This window comes from Pseudomonas sp. JAI111, from assembly GCF_024809425.1.
Lineage (GTDB): Bacteria > Pseudomonadota > Gammaproteobacteria > Pseudomonadales > Pseudomonadaceae > Aquipseudomonas.
On sequence record NZ_JANUCB010000013.1, the window covers coordinates 87330 to 102933 of the forward strand.

Here is a 15604-nt window from a genome sequence, read left to right on the forward strand (position 1 = left end):
CAGAGCGTGGGAACGATCATCGGCGAGGGAGTCCGATGATCACTTTGAGCCCGCCCCACTCGCTTTCCTCCAGCCTCAACACCCCGCCCCACGAATCGACAATGTCGCGCACGATGCCCAATCCCAACCCGTGCCCGTCGGTCTGTTCATCCAGCCGCGTGCCCCGGCTGAACACCTGATCACGCTGTTCCACGGGTATGCCCGGGCCGTCGTCTTCCACATTCAACAAAAAGCCTTCTGCCGTCTCGACCACGCTCAAGCGAACCTCGGCATCCGCCCATTTGCAGGCGTTGTCCAGCAGGTTGCCCAGCAACTCCAGCAAATCCTCGCGATCCCACGGCAACTGCAAACCGCTAGGCGCCCGGTAGCTCAGGTCCAGGTGCTCGCCGTGAATCATGCGCAACGTCGCCAGCAAACCCGGCAGCTGCGCATCGCAATCAAACAGCGCACCCGGCAACGCATCGCCGGACAACCGCGCGCGATTGAGTTCGCGATTGAGGCGCTGCTGAACCTGTTCCAGTTGCGCCTTGAGGGTCTTGCGCAACTCGGGATGAGCGTCGAGTTTTTCGCTCGACGCCAGGCTCAGCAACACCGCCAGCGGCGTTTTCAATGCGTGCCCCAGGTTACCCAAGGCGTTGCGCGAACGCTTGAGGCTGTCCTCGGTGTGCGCGAGCAAATGGTTGATCTGCGCCACCAGCGGTTCCAGCTCCACCGGCACCTGATCATCGAGTTGCGAGCGTTGGCCCTGTTGCAGCTGGGCGATTTGCTCGCGGGCCTTTTCCAGCGGACGCAAGGCGCGACGCACCGTGATCCGTTGCAGCAGCAGAATCAGCAGCAGCCCCGCCAACCCCAAGCCAATTCCAATCTGTTGCATGCGCCGAAAACTCTCGCGCACCGGGGTGTAATCCTGCGCCACGCTGATCGAAATCGACTGGCCGAGCCGCCGATAGTCCGAGCGCAGCACCAGCAACTGCTGGCCTTCGGGCCCCAGTTGCAAGTTGCTGTGCAGGCCCGGGTGATCAAGGCTCGGCATCTCCTGGTCCCACAGCGAACGGGAGCGCCAGTGTTTGTCGGCGAAATCGATACGGAAGTAATGCCCGGAAAACGGCCGTTGATAGGCCGGCGACAGGTGCCGCTCGTCCAGCTGCAAGCCTTGTGGCCCGCGCACCAGCGCCACCAGCAGGTTTTCACTGTCGTCACGCAGACCGGCTTCGAGGTAACGCTGCAAACCCATTTCAAACAGCCACAGGCTGGTCTGCGCCAGCACCAGGCCGACGACCACCATCACGCTGATCAGGCCCAGGCTCAAGCGGCGCTGGATCGACCTCACCGGGCTTGTCCGCCGAACAGGTAACCCTGGCCGCGCCGGGTTTCGATAACGCTGCGCCCCAGCTTGCGTCGCAGGTGGTTGACGTGCACTTCGAGCACGTTGGAATCGCGCTCGGTTTCACCGTCGTAGAGGTGTTCGGCGAGGTGGCTTTTGGAAAGGATTTGTTCGGGGTGCAACATGAAATAACGCAGCAGACGGAATTCGGCGGCGGTCAGCTGGATGTCGGCGCCGTCGCGGGTCACGCATTGACGGCCTTCGTCCAGATGCCAACCCGCGGCCTTGAGCGTTGGCTGATTGGCCTGGCCGTGGGAGCGGCGCAACAGCGCCTGGACCCGCAGGTGCAGCTCTTCGGGGTGGAACGGTTTGGTCAGGTAATCGTCGGCGCCGGCCTTGAGGCCTTCGATGCGCTCGGCCCAGGAATCGCGAGCCGTGAGGATCAGCACCGGCGTCATCAGGCCGCCGGCACGCCATTGCGCCAGCACCTCGAGCCCCGGCAAACCCGGCAGGCCGAGGTCGAGGATGATCAGGTCGTACGGTTCGCTGCTGCCCTGATACACCGCGTCGCGGCCATCGGCCAACCAGTCCACGGCGTAGCCCTGGCGATTGAGCCCGGCCATCAATTCGTCGGCCAGGGGCACATGGTCTTCCACCAGCAACAATCGCATCGGTCAGTCTTCCCTGTCTTTGAGCAAGCGGCCAGTGGCGGCTTCGATGTCCAGTTCGCGGACCACGCCCTGGGCGGTCAGCAACTCGACTTCATAAATGTAGACGTCATGTTTTTCTTCCAGCTCGGCTTCCAGCAATTTGGACCCCGGATAGCGGTCCAGCGCCTGTTGCAACAGTTGCTCCAGCGGCAGGATGACCCCGCGCTGACGCAGGCGCAGGGCTTCGTCCTGATCCAGGTCGCGCGCCATGACCACCGAGCAAAACACCAGCAACAGCAGCGCCATGCTTGAAAACGAAAGCACCTTCATTACGTATCCTGATGATCCTTGAGCAACTGGCCGCTGACCGCGTCTAATTCCAGGTCCCACTCGATGCCTTGTGGGTCGCGCAGCTCAATCTGATAGATGTACTTGCCGTACTCTTCTTCCAGCTCGGTTTGAGTGATTTTGGCGCCGGGGTGTTTGGCCAGAGCGGTGGCGTTGAGCTTCTCGAAAGACACAATGGTACCAGCGTCGCGCAACCGCAGGGCTTCATCGGGCCCCAGGTCACGAGCGTGGGCTAGGCTGGCGGTCATGGCAATGAGGGACGCGGCGAACAGGGCAGTCAGGATTTTCATAAGGGGGGTGTCTCCGTATTTTCTTATGTGTTGCCTACGCCGGACACCTTAGCGAGCTGAACTTAACTGAAACTGAATTGCCATCATTGAAGTGGCACCTCGATATCAAAGGCCTGCACAAAAACCTGTGGGAGCGAGCCTGCTCGCGATAGCGTCGCCACATCCAGCATCAATGCTCCAGACCTACCGCCATCGCGAGCAGGCTCACTCCCACAGTGGATTTGTGGCGTTGCCTGACCTGTTTATAATCCGCCCGCTTGCCAATCATCGAGACCGGTATGACCGCCATCCACATCAAGTTCCCTGCCCTGACCCTCAAGGCTGGCCCTCGGGCTTTTGCGCGCATCCGCAAAAACGGCTTGAGCGCCGCCGATGTCGGCACGCTGCCCGGAGCGGCCGGTGGGCCGAAAGCGTTGGGGATTCAAGGTCTGGACCTGGCGTTGTTCGGCGAATGGTTGCCGTCCTCGCCGCGAGAGCGCTCGCTAATTGGCGCCTCGGTGGGTTCCTGGCGGTTCGCCAGTGCCTGCCTGCCGGATGCCGCCGAAGGCATTCGGCGCCTCGGTCACCTCTACACCGGGCAGGACTTCGCCAAAGGCGTGACCATGGCGCAGATCAGTCAAAGCTCCCGGCGCATGCTCGATGAACTGCTCGACGGCCGCGATGCGTCGATCCTGAACAACGCCCATTACCGACTGAACATCATGGTGGTCAAAAGCCACGGCCGGCTCGCGGACGATCATCGCGGTCGGCTCGGGCTGGCGCTGGGATCGGTGATCGCCGACAACTTGCGCGGTCGCGCGCGGCTGTCGCGGCATTTCGAGCGACTGATCATCCACGACCCGCGCCTCATGCCTCCGGTCAATGCGCTGCACGACTTCCCGTCGCGCTTCGTCGCGCTCACTGCCGGCAACTTGCGCCAAGCCCTGCTCGCCTCGGGCTCGATTCCGATGGTCATGGAAGGCGTGCGTGATCTGCCGGGTGCCGGCGCCGGAACGTTCCGCGACGGCGGGCTGCTGGACTATCACCTCGACCTGCCCTACAGCGGCAAAGACATCGTGCTGTACCCACACTTCACCGACCGGGTGATTCCCGGCTGGTTCGACAAGTCCCTGCCGTGGCGCCGCGCCTGCCCTGCGCGTTTGCAGGATGTTCTGCTGCTGGCGCCGTCGAAGGACTACCTGGCGCGCCTGCCCTACGGCAAGCTGCCGGACCGCAACGATTTCAAACGTTTCATGGGCGATGCACCGAGCCGGCAGAAATACTGGCGAGCGGCGATGGATGAAAGCCGTCGTCTGGGCGACGAGTTCCTCGAACTGGCCGCCAATGGTCGCCTCGGCGAGCGCTTGCTGACCCTTTAGTCAGTGTTTTGCCCAGAGCTCTGGTAAACTCGCCGCCTGCCCACATCGCCGCGGCGATCGCCACCTGACAGAGCTGAAAATCACTGTGGAAATCTTCAAAGAGTTTACGTTCGAATCCGCCCACCGCCTGCCTCACGTGCCGGAAGGCCACAAGTGCGGTCGCTTGCATGGTCACTCGTTCAAAGTGGCGATCCACTTGAGCGGCGACCTCGATCCGCACACCGGCTGGATCCGTGACTTCTCGGAAATCAAGGCGATCTTCAAGCCGCTCTACGAGCGTCTGGACCACAACTACCTGAACGACATTCCCGGCCTGGAAAACCCGACCAGCGAAGTGCTGGCCAAATTCATCTGGAAAGAATTGAAGCCCCTGCTGCCGGAACTCAGCGCGATCCGAATCCATGAGACATGCACCAGCGGCTGCATCTATCACGGCGAGTAATCCGATCTGAAAGACAGCACATCCCCTTGTGGGAGCGAGCAGGCTCACTCCCACAAGGGGCGAATGTGTTTCGTCAGTGATACAGAAAACAGCCTTCGTGGCTGTTTTTTTATGCCTATGCTTTTTGGCTTGCACCTGCCAAAAGGACACGCACATGACTGACTGGCCACTGCCCCAGACCTATCGCTTCAACGGACACTGCGTTCGCTACGCCGTACGGGGCGATGGCCCGCCGCTGGTATTCGTGCATGGCACGCCGTTCTCTTCCTGTGTGTGGCACCGGATCGCTCCGCATTTCATCGCCACGCACCGGGTGTATTACTTCGACCTGCTGGGCTATGGCCAATCCGCAAAAATCGACGGCGATGTATCGCTGGGCGTGCAGAACGTCTTGCTGGCGCAGTTGCTCGATCACTGGGGGCTGGAACGGCCGGATGTGGTGGCCCACGATTTCGGCGGCGCCACTGCGCTTCGCGCGCACCTGCTCAACGGCAAGAACTATCGCAGCCTGACGCTGATCGACCCGGTGGCGCTGACGCCGTGGGGTTCGCCGTTCGTCCAGCATGTGCGCCAGCATGAGGCGGCGTTCAGCGGCCTGCCCGATTACATCCAGCGCGCCATTGTGCCGGCTTATATTCGCGGGGCGATCAAGCGAGACATCAGCGATGAAGAACTTGCGCCCTATGTGCAGCCGTGGCTGGGCAATCCGGGACAAACAGCGTTCTATCGGCAGATTGCGCAGATGGATGAGCGTTATACCCGTGAGGCCGAAGCGCTGTACCCGACGGTCCGCTGCCCGGTGCAAATCCTCTGGGGCGAAGACGATCAGTGGATCCCCATCGAGCGTGGACGGGCGTTGCAGCAGATGATTGCCGGAGCGCAATTTCACCCGGTTGCCAATGCCGGGCATTTGGTACAGGAAGATGCGCCCGAGGCGATTGTTGCGGCGTTGCTGAAGTTTTTGCCCCTGATCCAGTCTCCCTGAAGAAACCGAGTCCCCTGTGGGAGCGGGCTTGCCCGCGATAGCGGTGTGTCATTAGACACATGCATCTACTGACCCACCGCTATCGCGAGCAAGCCCGCTCCCACATGGGCTCTGTATTCCTGCAGGTGCACTGCTTTCGTGCCTTCGCCCGCACCAAATTTGTCGGCTCGACTATAAATAACTGCACCACCTTGGCGTTGGCACGACCACTGCACAACCCAGCGCGTCTCTCATTCAGCAAGGAACGCCACATGACGCAGAACGATCCGGGCAACGACTACCCCCTCAGCGAAGTGCCGATGCACGCGCGCAAGGGTCTCGCCTCCACGGCCATGGTGCTGCTGGGTTTCACCTTCTTCACCGCCACCATGTTCGCCGGCGGCAAGCTCGGCGTGGCGTTCAGTTTCGGCGAGATGATGGCGGTGATTATCGTCGGCAACTTGCTGCTGGGAATCTATGCCGCGGGGCTGGGTTACATCGCGTTCAAAAGCGGGCTCAATTCCGTATTGATGGGCCGTTTCTGCTTCGGTGAGGTCGGCAGCAAACTCAGCGACCTGATCCTCGGTTTTACCCAGATCGGCTGGTACGCCTGGGGCACCGCGACGGCGGCGGTGGTGCTGGGCAAGTATTTCGAGTTGGACCAAGGCACCGTGCTGGGCTTGATGGTGCTGTTCGGCCTGATGTTTTGCGCCACCGCGTATGTCGGTTATCGCGGGCTGGAAATCCTCTCCTACATTGCGGTGCCAGCGATGATGTTGCTGCTGATGCTGTCGATGTGGGTGGCGACGGTGAAGGTCGGCGGGCTCGATGGCTTGCTCGCGGTAGTGCCGACCGGATCGCTGGACTGGTCGACCGCGATTACCCTGGTGTTCGGCACGTTCGTCAGCGGCGCCACCCAGGCCACCAACTGGACGCGGTTTTCCCGCTCGGCCCGAGTCGCGGTCCTGGCCAGCCTGATCGGTTTCTTCGTCGGCAACGGTCTGATGGTGTTGATCGGGGCCTACGGGGCCATCGTCTACCAGCAGCCGGACGTGGTCGAGGTGCTGTTGCTGCAAGGTTTCGCCATGGCCGCGATGGCCATGTTGCTGCTCAACATCTGGAGCACCCAGGACAACACCATCTACAACTTCGCCGTCGCCGGTTGCAACCTGCTGCGCACCGGTCGACGCAAGACCGTGACCCTGGCCGGCGCAGTGATCGGCACGCTGCTCGCCTTGCTGGGCATGTACGACATGCTGGTGCCGTACCTGATTCTGCTGGGCACGGTGATTCCACCGATCGGCGGCGTGATCATGGCCGACTTCTTCTTTCGCTATCGTGGTCAATATCCCCGCCTGGCCGACGCGCGGCTGCCGGCGTTCAACTGGCCCGGGTTGACGGCCTATGCGGTCGGCACCGTCGCGGCGTTCAATTCGCCGTGGGTCGCGCCGCTGGTAGGGATTGCCGCTGCCGCGTTAACGTATGTGTTATTGACCAGCGTCCTGGGTGCCCGGGCCGCTGAAGCGCCATTACAAGATCTATAAAAGGATTCGCCTGATGCACATCATCAATGCCCGCTTGCGCAACCAGGATGGCCTGCATGAGTTGCACCTCGAAAACGGACTGATCCGCAGCATCGCCCGTCAGACCGAAGCCCCGACCCTGGGCTCCGATGACCTGGACGCCGGCGGCAACCTGGTGGTGCCGCCCTTCGTCGAGCCGCACATTCACCTCGATGCCACCCTCACCGCTGGCGAGCCGCGCTGGAACATGAGCGGCACGCTGTTCGAAGGCATCGAGTGCTGGGGCGAGCGCAAGGTGACCATCACCGAGGAAGACACCAGGACCCGCGCCAATAAAACCATCCAGACCCTCGCCGCCCATGGCATCCAGCATGTGCGCACCCACGTCGACGTCACCGACCCGCAGCTCACCGCGCTCAAGGCGATGCTCGAAGTACGCGAGCAAAACCGCCACCTGATCGACATGCAAATCGTCGCGTTCCCTCAGGAAGGCATCGAGTCGTACCGCAACGGCCGGGAGTTGATGGAAGAAGCGATCCGCATGGGCGCCGATGTGGTCGGCGGCATTCCGCATTTCGAGTACACCCGGGATCAAGGCGTCAGCTCGGTGAAATTTTTGATGGACCTGGCTGAGCGCACCGGCTGTCTGGTGGACGTGCATTGCGACGAAACCGACGACCCGCATTCACGCTTTCTGGAAGTGCTGGCCGAAGAAGCCCGAAGCCGCGACATGGGCTCGCGGGTGACCGCCAGCCACACCACGGCGATGGGCTCTTACGACAATGCTTACTGCGCCAAACTGTTCCGCCTGCTCGGGCATTCAGGCATCAGTTTTGTCTCCTGCCCCACCGAAAGCATTCACCTGCAAGGCCGCTTCGACACCTTCCCGAAACGCCGGGGCGTCACGCGGGTCAACGAGTTGCTTGAAGCGGGGATGAACGTGTGTTTCGGCCAGGACTCGATTGTCGATCCATGGTATCCGCTGGGCAACGGCAACATTTTGCGGGTGCTCGAAGCCGGTCTGCACATCTGCCACATGCTCGGTTACCGCAACCTGCAAAGTGCGCTGGACCTGGTCACCGACAACAGCGCCAAAGCCATGAACCTGGGCGATCGATATGGACTGGAACAGGGCCGGCCGGCGAATCTGTTGATCCTGTCGGCGGACAGCGACTACGAGGTGATTCGCAGCCAGGGCTTGCCGCTGTATTCGGTCAGGGAGGGCAAGGTGTTGATGAAGCGGACGATGCCGGTGGTGGAGTTCAGTGGTGGTTTGAGCTGAGATTTTTGTTGGATGGGATAACCCCATCGCGAGCAAGTCGAATCGTCGCTCCCACACTGGATCTGTGTCGTTCACAAATCTATGTGGGAGCGGGCTTGCCCGCGATGACGGCCAACAATTCAAGCCATCAACCGAGCCGTACCAAACAGCCTGACCCGACTCAATTCCCCATTCCACTCCTCCAACAAAACCGGCGCCGTGCCGCCCGGCATGACGACTTTCACTTCACCCGCCGCCACCCAGCCAACCCGCCAGGCAGCACACGCCACCGCACTGGCGCTGGTGCCCGACGACGCCGTCGGCCCTTCCCCACGTTCAAATACCCGAGCGGCGATTTGTCCTTCAGACGCAAGCATCGCCCATTGCAGATTCACGCCAGCAGGACACGGTGCCCCTGCCCCCGCCGGCATGGCGTAAGCAATTCGCGTCAGACCTTCGCACAGCCCGGGCTCGCGCATCTGTTCATTGCTCGGCAACGCTTCGGCGTTCTCCAAAAGTGTCACGCAATGTGGATTGCCAATGCGCACGAACTGGCTTCGAGACCACGCCGGATCCAGCGCCGACAACGGTTGCACATGGCTGACATCGCGCCCGTTCAACAGCGCGCCTTCGACCCGTTCAGCCCCCACCGCGTCCGGCCCGAACGAAGGTTTGCCCAGGTCCAGCCAGAACCCTTTCACCCCCTCGACCTCGGCTGGCTTCACCGAAGTGCCCACAGGTGAAACCGCATCAGCCTTGTCGTGATGAACCCTGAGCAAACACGCCTCATCCCTGGGCAGCAACCCTTGCTCGCTCAGGGCCTGAGAGAAAATCGTCAACCCGTTGCCGCTGCGCTCGGCCAGGGTGCCGTCGGTATTGACGATCAACAGATCAAACGGCGGCGACGACTGAAACGGCCCCACCAGCAGACCGTCGCAGCGATGGTCTTTGCTGCCCGGCGGTTGAGTGCCGGTGGCCCAGGCGCAGAACGCCTCGATCGCCGCCAACGCCCAATTATCGCGGGTTTGCGCGGCGTCGCTGGCGAGTCGAGGCAGATCGATACCGCGTTCACGCACGGCGTCAGGCGCCATCACCGCATAGATATTGCCTCGAGCATCGTAGAACGGCGTCATGGATCGGTCCTGAAGTCAGCCTGTGGAGAGGCTGTACTTTAGGCGACGGCCCGGAAAAATCACATCCGCCAGAACTGTTATGAGCATCCGCACTTTTATCGCAAAACAGTTGGGAAGATCTGTCATTTATGACAGCAGACAAGCCGCAGTCCCGAGCCCAGAGTAAAAACTTGGGATCACCCTCGGAATATGCTCATGAAAAAGTTGGGACTACTGCCGCTGCTTATATCTCTGCTCTTGGCCGGGGTGGCAACGGCGGATGAAGTCACACCGGTGCGCAACGGCAACGGGAAAGAAATCCTGTTGCAGGGGTTCCACTGGAACTCCAGCCGCAACGAAACCGAAACATGGTATGCGTTACTGGCACACATGGCTGGTCAGATCGGCCTCGACGGCTTCACCGCCATCTGGATGCCGCCGCCATGGAAAGACACGTCCAGTTGGGTGGACGGCGGCAGCAACACGTCCGGTGGTGGTGAAGGTTATTTCTGGCGTAGCTTTGATAAGAACAGCCAGTACGGCACCGATGAGCAGCTCAAAACAGCAGCCGCGGCCCTGAATCGAGCGGGTGTAAAAGTCGTTTATGACGTGGTGCCCAACCACATGGATGACACCAAGGGCGATGTCCCGCTGTTCCCGAGAGGGCATGGGGAATGGCGTCACGATTGTGCCGAGTGCGACGATGGCGATCCATTTATCGACGGCAATGCCGATGTGAACATCCAATATCCATTAGTGTTCGAGACCTTTAAAAACGAACTGCGCAACCTGCGCGACAACTATGGCGCCATGGGCCTGCGTTTCGACTTTGTTCGCGGCTACGCGCCGCAGAACGTGGACCGCTGGATGAATGCGTTTGGGAATTTTCAATTCTGCGTCGGTGAACTCTGGAAAGGTCCCAGTGAATACCCGGCTGGGGACTGGCGCAGCAAGGCCAGTTGGCAAGACGCGCTCAAGGACTGGTCCGACCGCGCCCATTGCACCGTCTTCGACTTTGCCCTCAAGGAGCGCATGCAAAACGGCTCGATCGCCGAATGGCGACATGGGCTCAATAGCAATCCCGATCCAGCCTGGCGCGCGGCCGCCGTCACCTTCGTCGACAACCATGACACTGGCTATTCACCAGGGCGCTACCGCGGTCAACATCACTGGCCTTTGCCCGAAGAACTACGCAATCAAGCCTACGCCTACATCCTCAGCAGCCCCGGGACACCGGCCGTGTATTGGCCGGACTTCTTTGACTGGCAACGCGGCGAGCTCATCCGCCAACTGATCAAAATCCGCAAGGAAGCCGGAATCAAGGCCGACTCACCAATTCGCTTCCACACCCAATATTCAGGGTTGGTCGCGACAACGACCGGGGACAACCGAAGCCTGGTGATTGCCTTGAGTTCGGACCTGACAAAACTTCCCCCGGGGCTGACCGATCCCAGGTTGATCTGGGATGACGGAAAAATCCGTCTCTGGAGCACGGCGCCTGAACAACCTGCCGTCAGTGTTCACTTCACCTGCGACTACGCCACGACCTACCCCGGCCAGAACGTTTATGCCGCAGGCTCGACACTTGAACTGGGAGCCTGGGACCCTGTCCATGCCGTGCCATTGACCTACAACTCCCAAAGCAAGCAATGGAGCGGCGTAATCGATCTGCCGGCAAAACAAGACATTCAATGGAAATGCATCGTGCGCAGTAACGATGCCTCGGGGACTGCGCGCTGGCAGCCGGGCGCCAACGTCAGCCTCACCAGCGAGGCAGGAAGAGAGACGAGAGGTGCGTTCTAGGCGACTGGTGAAAACCCTTCGAGGTCGCGGTGCGCTGCCTGATATGCAAGGATGTTGTCCTGCATTCTGTCAGCAACCCGCAACGCCAAGGATTTTTCATGACTGCCCTCAACACGCCAGCGCCCGTCATCCCCGGACGCCTGGAGCAGATGTCCACCCGCATCGCCTTCTTCATCGCAGGTCTGGGCATTGCCGCGTGGGCGCCGTTGGTGCCTTACGCCAAGGCTCGGGCCGGGCTGGATGAAGGCACCCTCGGTTTGCTGCTGTTGTGCCTGGGGGTCGGGTCGATTCTGGCGATGCCGATGGCTGGCCTCCTTTCCACGCGTTTCGGCTGCCGTCGGGTTGCGACCGGGGGAACGTTGTTGATCTGCTTGGCGCTGCCGTTATTGGCGACGGTGTCGTCAGTGCCAGCATTGATCGCCACGTTGTTCATGTTCGGCGCGGGCCTGGGCACGGTGGATTCAACGGTGAACCTGCAAGCGGTGATCGTCGAGCGGGCCAGCGGCAAGCACATGATGTCGGGGTTTCACGGGATGTTCAGCCTCGGCGGGATCGTCGGTGCGGCAGGTGTCAGCGCCCTGCTCGGCCTCGGCCTGTCACCGCTGAGTGCAATGTTGGTGGTGATTGTGGTGCTGGTGTTGGCCTTGCTCAAAGCCGCGCCGCATCTGTTGCCTTACGGCAGCGAAAGCTCGGGACCGGCGTTTGCCGTGCCTCATGGCATCGTTCTCTTCATCGGCGGCATGTGTTTCATCGTGTTCCTGGCCGAAGGCGCGGCGCTGGACTGGAGCGCAGTGTTCCTCACGCAGGAACGCGGGATCGACACAGCGTATGCCGGGCTGGGTTACGCCGCGTTCGCCCTGACCATGACGGTCGGACGCCTGACCGGTGACCGAATCGTCCGACGCCTGGGCTCGACACGGGTGATTGTGTTCGGTGGGCTGACCGCGGCGGTGGGCCTGGCATTGGCCACATTCGCCCCGGCGTGGGAAGCGGCACTGGTGGGTTATGCATTGCTCGGCGCCGGATGCTCGAACATTGTGCCGGTGCTGTACACCGCCGTGGGCAAACAGACCGTGATGCCCGAACACATCGCCGTACCGGCCATCACCACGCTCGGCTACGCGGGAATCCTCGCTGGCCCGGCGGTGATCGGGTTCATCGCCCATGGCAGCAGTTTGAGTTTTGCGTTCGGGTTGATGGCGCTGTTGCTGGTGGCGGTGGCCATTGGCGGGAAAGTGTTGAGAGTCTGAAAAGCATCGTCGGCTCGCCGCCTCCCGGCGGCGTTCCGACGATGAACGATTACGCGGCATTTTCAGTGGTTAATCCGGCGGCTCAGTTTCAAGCCTTTGGCTGATCCATTCGATAACCCGCGCCCGGAGCCCCTTCATGCATTGCCGCCTGTATGTCCGCATACAAGGCGTTCGCCTCAGCGGTAGTGATTGATCGCGAACAATCACGCAGCACAACGCGCAAAAGCACATTCTCCTGACCCGGCAGCAGTCCCAACCGATCAATCGCCTGCGCGGGTAAATCCGAAAACTCCCAACGTCCTTTGACCTGCATCTCCTCGATCCAGTCAGAACTGTCTCCTGCCGCTTGCAACATTCTCTCGGTCAAGACCTCTTCGCTCAGCCCCGGCGTGACTGCCAATGAAATGTCACGAGCAATAGAAGGTAAACGTGATACCGGGGTCCATGGATTCAGGTCATGCATCTGCGCCTGTACTCGCACGTTCTGATCGCGCAGCAAGCGAATATCCGGAATACCTTTGCGCAACATCGTCAGGCGATCCAACCCCATCCCGAGCGCCAACCCTCCATGACGAAGAGGATCAATCTTCAAACGCTCCAACAAGGACCTTGCGATACGACCACACTCCAACACTTCAACGGGAACACTATCATTCAATACATTCACTTCGACTCCGCCCTCCGTGTAGTGATGCGGGCTGTCGCTGTAGACCCAGGATTTATCAGGAACGGCGGACTTGAGGATGTCGCCGACCAGACGCAACAGCTTTTCATGCGTCGAGAGTTCGGGGTCGCCCAGCACCCAGATATCCATCTGATGCGGCTCCGCGCAATGCCAGCGATCCCGACTATCGCGACGGAAAGTAATACCTGGGGCGGCCAGCAAGATCGTTTGCCCCGGTTGCCGCACCTGAGCCGCTCGCTGGAGCGCTGCCGGAATCTGGCTGGTGGTTTGTGTCCTCAACAACGAGCACTCATCAACCCAACGGGTATGTTCACTCCCGAGCGTGACCTCTGCCGGGTCATAGCCGAGTAAACCGTAGTTTTCTTCGGCGGACACAATCCGTGGTCCCGTCTGTAGTTGCGCTTGGGGCCAGCCTTTTTCAGCGAGCCCTTGGAGGATTTCAGTTAGCAAGAGCCGGACCGCGTGGTCGGGATTGTTTGATTCGGTTAGATCAACCAGTAACAGCGCCTGATGAACAGACATATCTGTCAGATATTTCTTTGATACATGCACTCTACAACCCTCTCTACAGTTGAATATCGAGCAAAAAAACCAAGCCCATAAATAAACCTAAAGACAAAAGATCATCGAGCACAACCAAAAAAAACAATATTAAAAATTTTCAGAACAAGACTACAGACCAGACTTACATAAATAACCGCTTTTAACCCCACAAGAGTCTTGATAGCCAAAATGAGTCTAAAAAACCCCAAAAAACCATTTAACACATTAAAAAAATCTGTATTAATTAATTCACTCCCGAGTAAATCAGGGAGCAAAAAAATCAAAAACTGAAAAAGGACAATCAAATGAAAAACAAAAAAGCCACCAAAGAAAAGCTTAACCGGATCACTTCTGGCCCGGACAATTTCGGGTGGGCGCCGTTGGCTTGGGCTCACACTGAAGAGTAAACAACTCTGGTGCACGGCGAGCATTCTTGCCGTGCATTAACAAACCAGGAGGGCTTTATGTCACCACCGAATATGATATCGACACTCTTCGACCATGAGAAACCATCAATTATCGCGGACTCAGAAATCTTCCTCACACAATGTGCACTCCTCGGATTCGACACAGCCAATATTTCCAAACTAGATAAGTTACCAAAAAACAGCATTGTGTTTTCTTTTAGCAATGACGCTGCAAAAAAGACGTTTGAATTAGCAAAAAATACCGCAAGCAAGAAAAGCATTTTCTGCGCGACTCAAGTATTTGAACCCACAACAGCTGCTGCCCTTTACAGCTTGAAGCTTTTGCTGAGCAGCAATTTTGAACGTGCGCTGAGCACACAGCGCTCTGTGTTAAATATGCTCAATTCAAATGAGAGGTTTTCCCTGTCTGGCAATGATGCCGATGCGCAAGTTTCAATTTTTCCACACGCTCAGCCTTATGCATTACTCGCTGAAGATGTGTCCCACGATTTTATTCAGTCCGTAGCAGAATTTTTTGAAGTTCATTACGCACATATGAACCCACAAGAGCCTTGTCCGTTTGATTTTACCGGAACATTAAAAATTGCGGGAATACTGACCGTTCTTAGAAAGTCCAACCCATTGCTGCCAGACGGTTTAAAAGCCTCACTTAATTGGCTGAGCGACCGAATATCTAAAGACGGGGCACTTTTATCAGTTGAAGACAACACTATCACTTCACTTAAAATCGGCAATGAGGAGCACGTAAAGTTTTTGGATCTTGCGGCTGGCTCTCGCGGACTTAAATTGACGGAGTTCGCCGTCGGGGTTAACGATGCTATTGCCTTGAACATTGATTACAAAATCAACTCGCAAATGAATGAAGGTGTCAGCGGGATTCATTTAGCTATCGGCGATGGTTCTTCTGGTTATCACATCGACTTTCTTAGTCCAGCAGTGAGCGTATATCCAGAACACTAGTAACTCAGTGGCAAGCTGCATTCAACTATCTGGTCTATCTCCTATCGCAATAAATTACTACGATGCGTCGTCTCATATATCGCCATCGCGGGCAAGCCCGCTCCCACAGTTGACCGAGTCGTCCGGGCGAACGCGGTTTCATGTGGGATCGGGCTTGCTCCAGGCGGCGTTCTGACGATGAACGAAAACGCGATGTCAGTGATTACTTAGGCAGTTCGACATTATCCAGCATCCGATTCACCGCCAGCTCTGCCTGCATGATGATTTGCGCAATCCCCAGCGCGGTGTGCCGGTGCGGGCCTTCCAGGTAGGCGGCGAAGTCGGCTGTCATGACGCTGGCCGAGGCCAGGGATTCGCAGGTGTGTGCCAGCAGGTCTTCGTCCCGGATGTCCGGTGCGATCATGAACATGGTGCTGGGTTTGCGCACGAGTGGGGGCTTGAGGGCGGCGGGGTTGAAGTAGTGATCGAGGGCGCGGTCGGCGGCTTCGTGGAATTTTTTTGAATCGACTGATTCGTAGGGGGATGCCGGATCGGTGTCTGGCGGGTTAGGGGTAACTTTGGACATATTCATTCGTTCCTTACTGGGCAGCCACGCCTCGCTACTAATACGAGGGGTGGCGGCTGTACGCAGGTTAGTAGACCGGGGAACGAAAGCAAAGCCGG

15 protein-coding genes are annotated in these 15604 nt (G+C 59.0%); 8 read left to right on the forward strand and 7 right to left on the reverse strand.

The genetic code is table 11. The features are described 5' to 3' along the window. Window positions 1–16: 16 nt before the first annotated feature. From HNR03_RS29225 to HNR03_RS29240, 4 genes are read right to left on the reverse strand one after another with little or no spacing between them, the layout of a single operon-like run. Window positions 17–1330 (reverse strand): sensor histidine kinase, encoded by a 1314-nt coding sequence (locus tag HNR03_RS29225; protein WP_259157550.1) that lies wholly within the window; start codon window positions 1328–1330, stop codon window positions 17–19. Beyond that, entirely contained in the window at window positions 1327–1995 is a 669-nt protein-coding gene (locus tag HNR03_RS29230) for a response regulator transcription factor (protein WP_090186089.1), read from the reverse strand. Before HNR03_RS29230 ends, HNR03_RS29225 begins: the two co-directional genes overlap by 4 nt. Window positions 1996–1998: 3 nt before the next feature. Continuing rightward, window positions 1999–2304, reverse strand: coding sequence for a PepSY domain-containing protein (locus tag HNR03_RS29235; protein ID WP_222587753.1), 306 nt, complete (start codon window positions 2302–2304; stop codon window positions 1999–2001). Further along, entirely contained in the window at window positions 2304–2612 is a 309-nt protein-coding gene (locus HNR03_RS29240; RefSeq protein ID WP_259157551.1) for a PepSY domain-containing protein, read from the reverse strand. Before HNR03_RS29240 ends, HNR03_RS29235 begins: the two co-directional genes overlap by 1 nt. A gap of 278 nt (window positions 2613–2890) precedes the next feature. Between HNR03_RS29240 and HNR03_RS29245 the strand changes: the two genes are divergently transcribed. From HNR03_RS29245 to codA, 5 genes are all read left to right on the forward strand, one after another. After that, window positions 2891–3970 (forward strand): patatin-like phospholipase family protein, encoded by a 1080-nt coding sequence (locus HNR03_RS29245; protein WP_259157552.1) that lies wholly within the window; start codon window positions 2891–2893, stop codon window positions 3968–3970. 85 nt (window positions 3971–4055) lie between these two features. After that, window positions 4056–4412 (forward strand): 6-carboxytetrahydropterin synthase QueD, encoded by a 357-nt coding sequence (queD, locus tag HNR03_RS29250; RefSeq protein ID WP_008152165.1) that lies wholly within the window; start codon window positions 4056–4058, stop codon window positions 4410–4412. A gap of 154 nt (window positions 4413–4566) precedes the next feature. Beyond that, window positions 4567–5397 (forward strand): alpha/beta fold hydrolase, encoded by an 831-nt coding sequence (locus HNR03_RS29255; RefSeq protein ID WP_259157553.1) that lies wholly within the window; start codon window positions 4567–4569, stop codon window positions 5395–5397. A gap of 251 nt (window positions 5398–5648) precedes the next feature. After that, a complete protein-coding gene (gene codB / locus HNR03_RS29260) occupies window positions 5649–6920 on the forward strand; it encodes a cytosine permease (protein WP_222587757.1) in 1272 nt (423 codons plus the stop codon). A 13-nt stretch (window positions 6921–6933) separates the two neighbouring features. Further along, on the forward strand, window positions 6934–8181 hold the full coding sequence (gene codA / locus HNR03_RS29265; protein WP_259157554.1) for a cytosine deaminase: 1248 nt from the start codon (window positions 6934–6936) through the stop codon (window positions 8179–8181). A 119-nt stretch (window positions 8182–8300) separates the two neighbouring features. Here codA and HNR03_RS29270 read toward each other — a convergent pair whose 3' ends face one another. Beyond that, window positions 8301–9293, reverse strand: coding sequence for a diaminopimelate epimerase (locus tag HNR03_RS29270; RefSeq protein ID WP_259157555.1), 993 nt, complete (start codon window positions 9291–9293; stop codon window positions 8301–8303). A 195-nt stretch (window positions 9294–9488) separates the two neighbouring features. Between HNR03_RS29270 and HNR03_RS29275 the strand changes: the two genes are divergently transcribed. Next, window positions 9489–11075: a glucan 1,4-alpha-maltotetraohydrolase domain-containing protein gene (locus HNR03_RS29275; RefSeq protein ID WP_259157556.1), complete on the forward strand. Its 1587-nt coding sequence runs from the start codon at window positions 9489–9491 to the stop codon at window positions 11073–11075. Between the two features lie 98 nt (window positions 11076–11173). Continuing rightward, window positions 11174–12325: an MFS transporter gene (locus HNR03_RS29280; protein WP_259157557.1), complete on the forward strand. Its 1152-nt coding sequence runs from the start codon at window positions 11174–11176 to the stop codon at window positions 12323–12325. 88 nt (window positions 12326–12413) lie between these two features. Here the strand turns inward: HNR03_RS29280 and HNR03_RS29285 are convergent, their stop codons facing one another. Further along, window positions 12414–13562 (reverse strand): hypothetical protein, encoded by a 1149-nt coding sequence (locus HNR03_RS29285; RefSeq protein WP_259157558.1) that lies wholly within the window; start codon window positions 13560–13562, stop codon window positions 12414–12416. A 455-nt stretch (window positions 13563–14017) separates the two neighbouring features. On the opposite strand from HNR03_RS29285, the gene HNR03_RS29290 reads away from it, so the two are divergent. Then, window positions 14018–14941, forward strand: coding sequence for a hypothetical protein (locus tag HNR03_RS29290; RefSeq protein ID WP_259157559.1), 924 nt, complete (start codon window positions 14018–14020; stop codon window positions 14939–14941). 202 nt (window positions 14942–15143) lie between these two features. On the opposite strand, the gene HNR03_RS29295 is transcribed toward HNR03_RS29290, so the two are convergent. After that, window positions 15144–15506: a DUF6124 family protein gene (locus HNR03_RS29295; protein WP_259157560.1), complete on the reverse strand. Its 363-nt coding sequence runs from the start codon at window positions 15504–15506 to the stop codon at window positions 15144–15146. Between the last annotated feature and the right edge of the window lie 98 nt (window positions 15507–15604).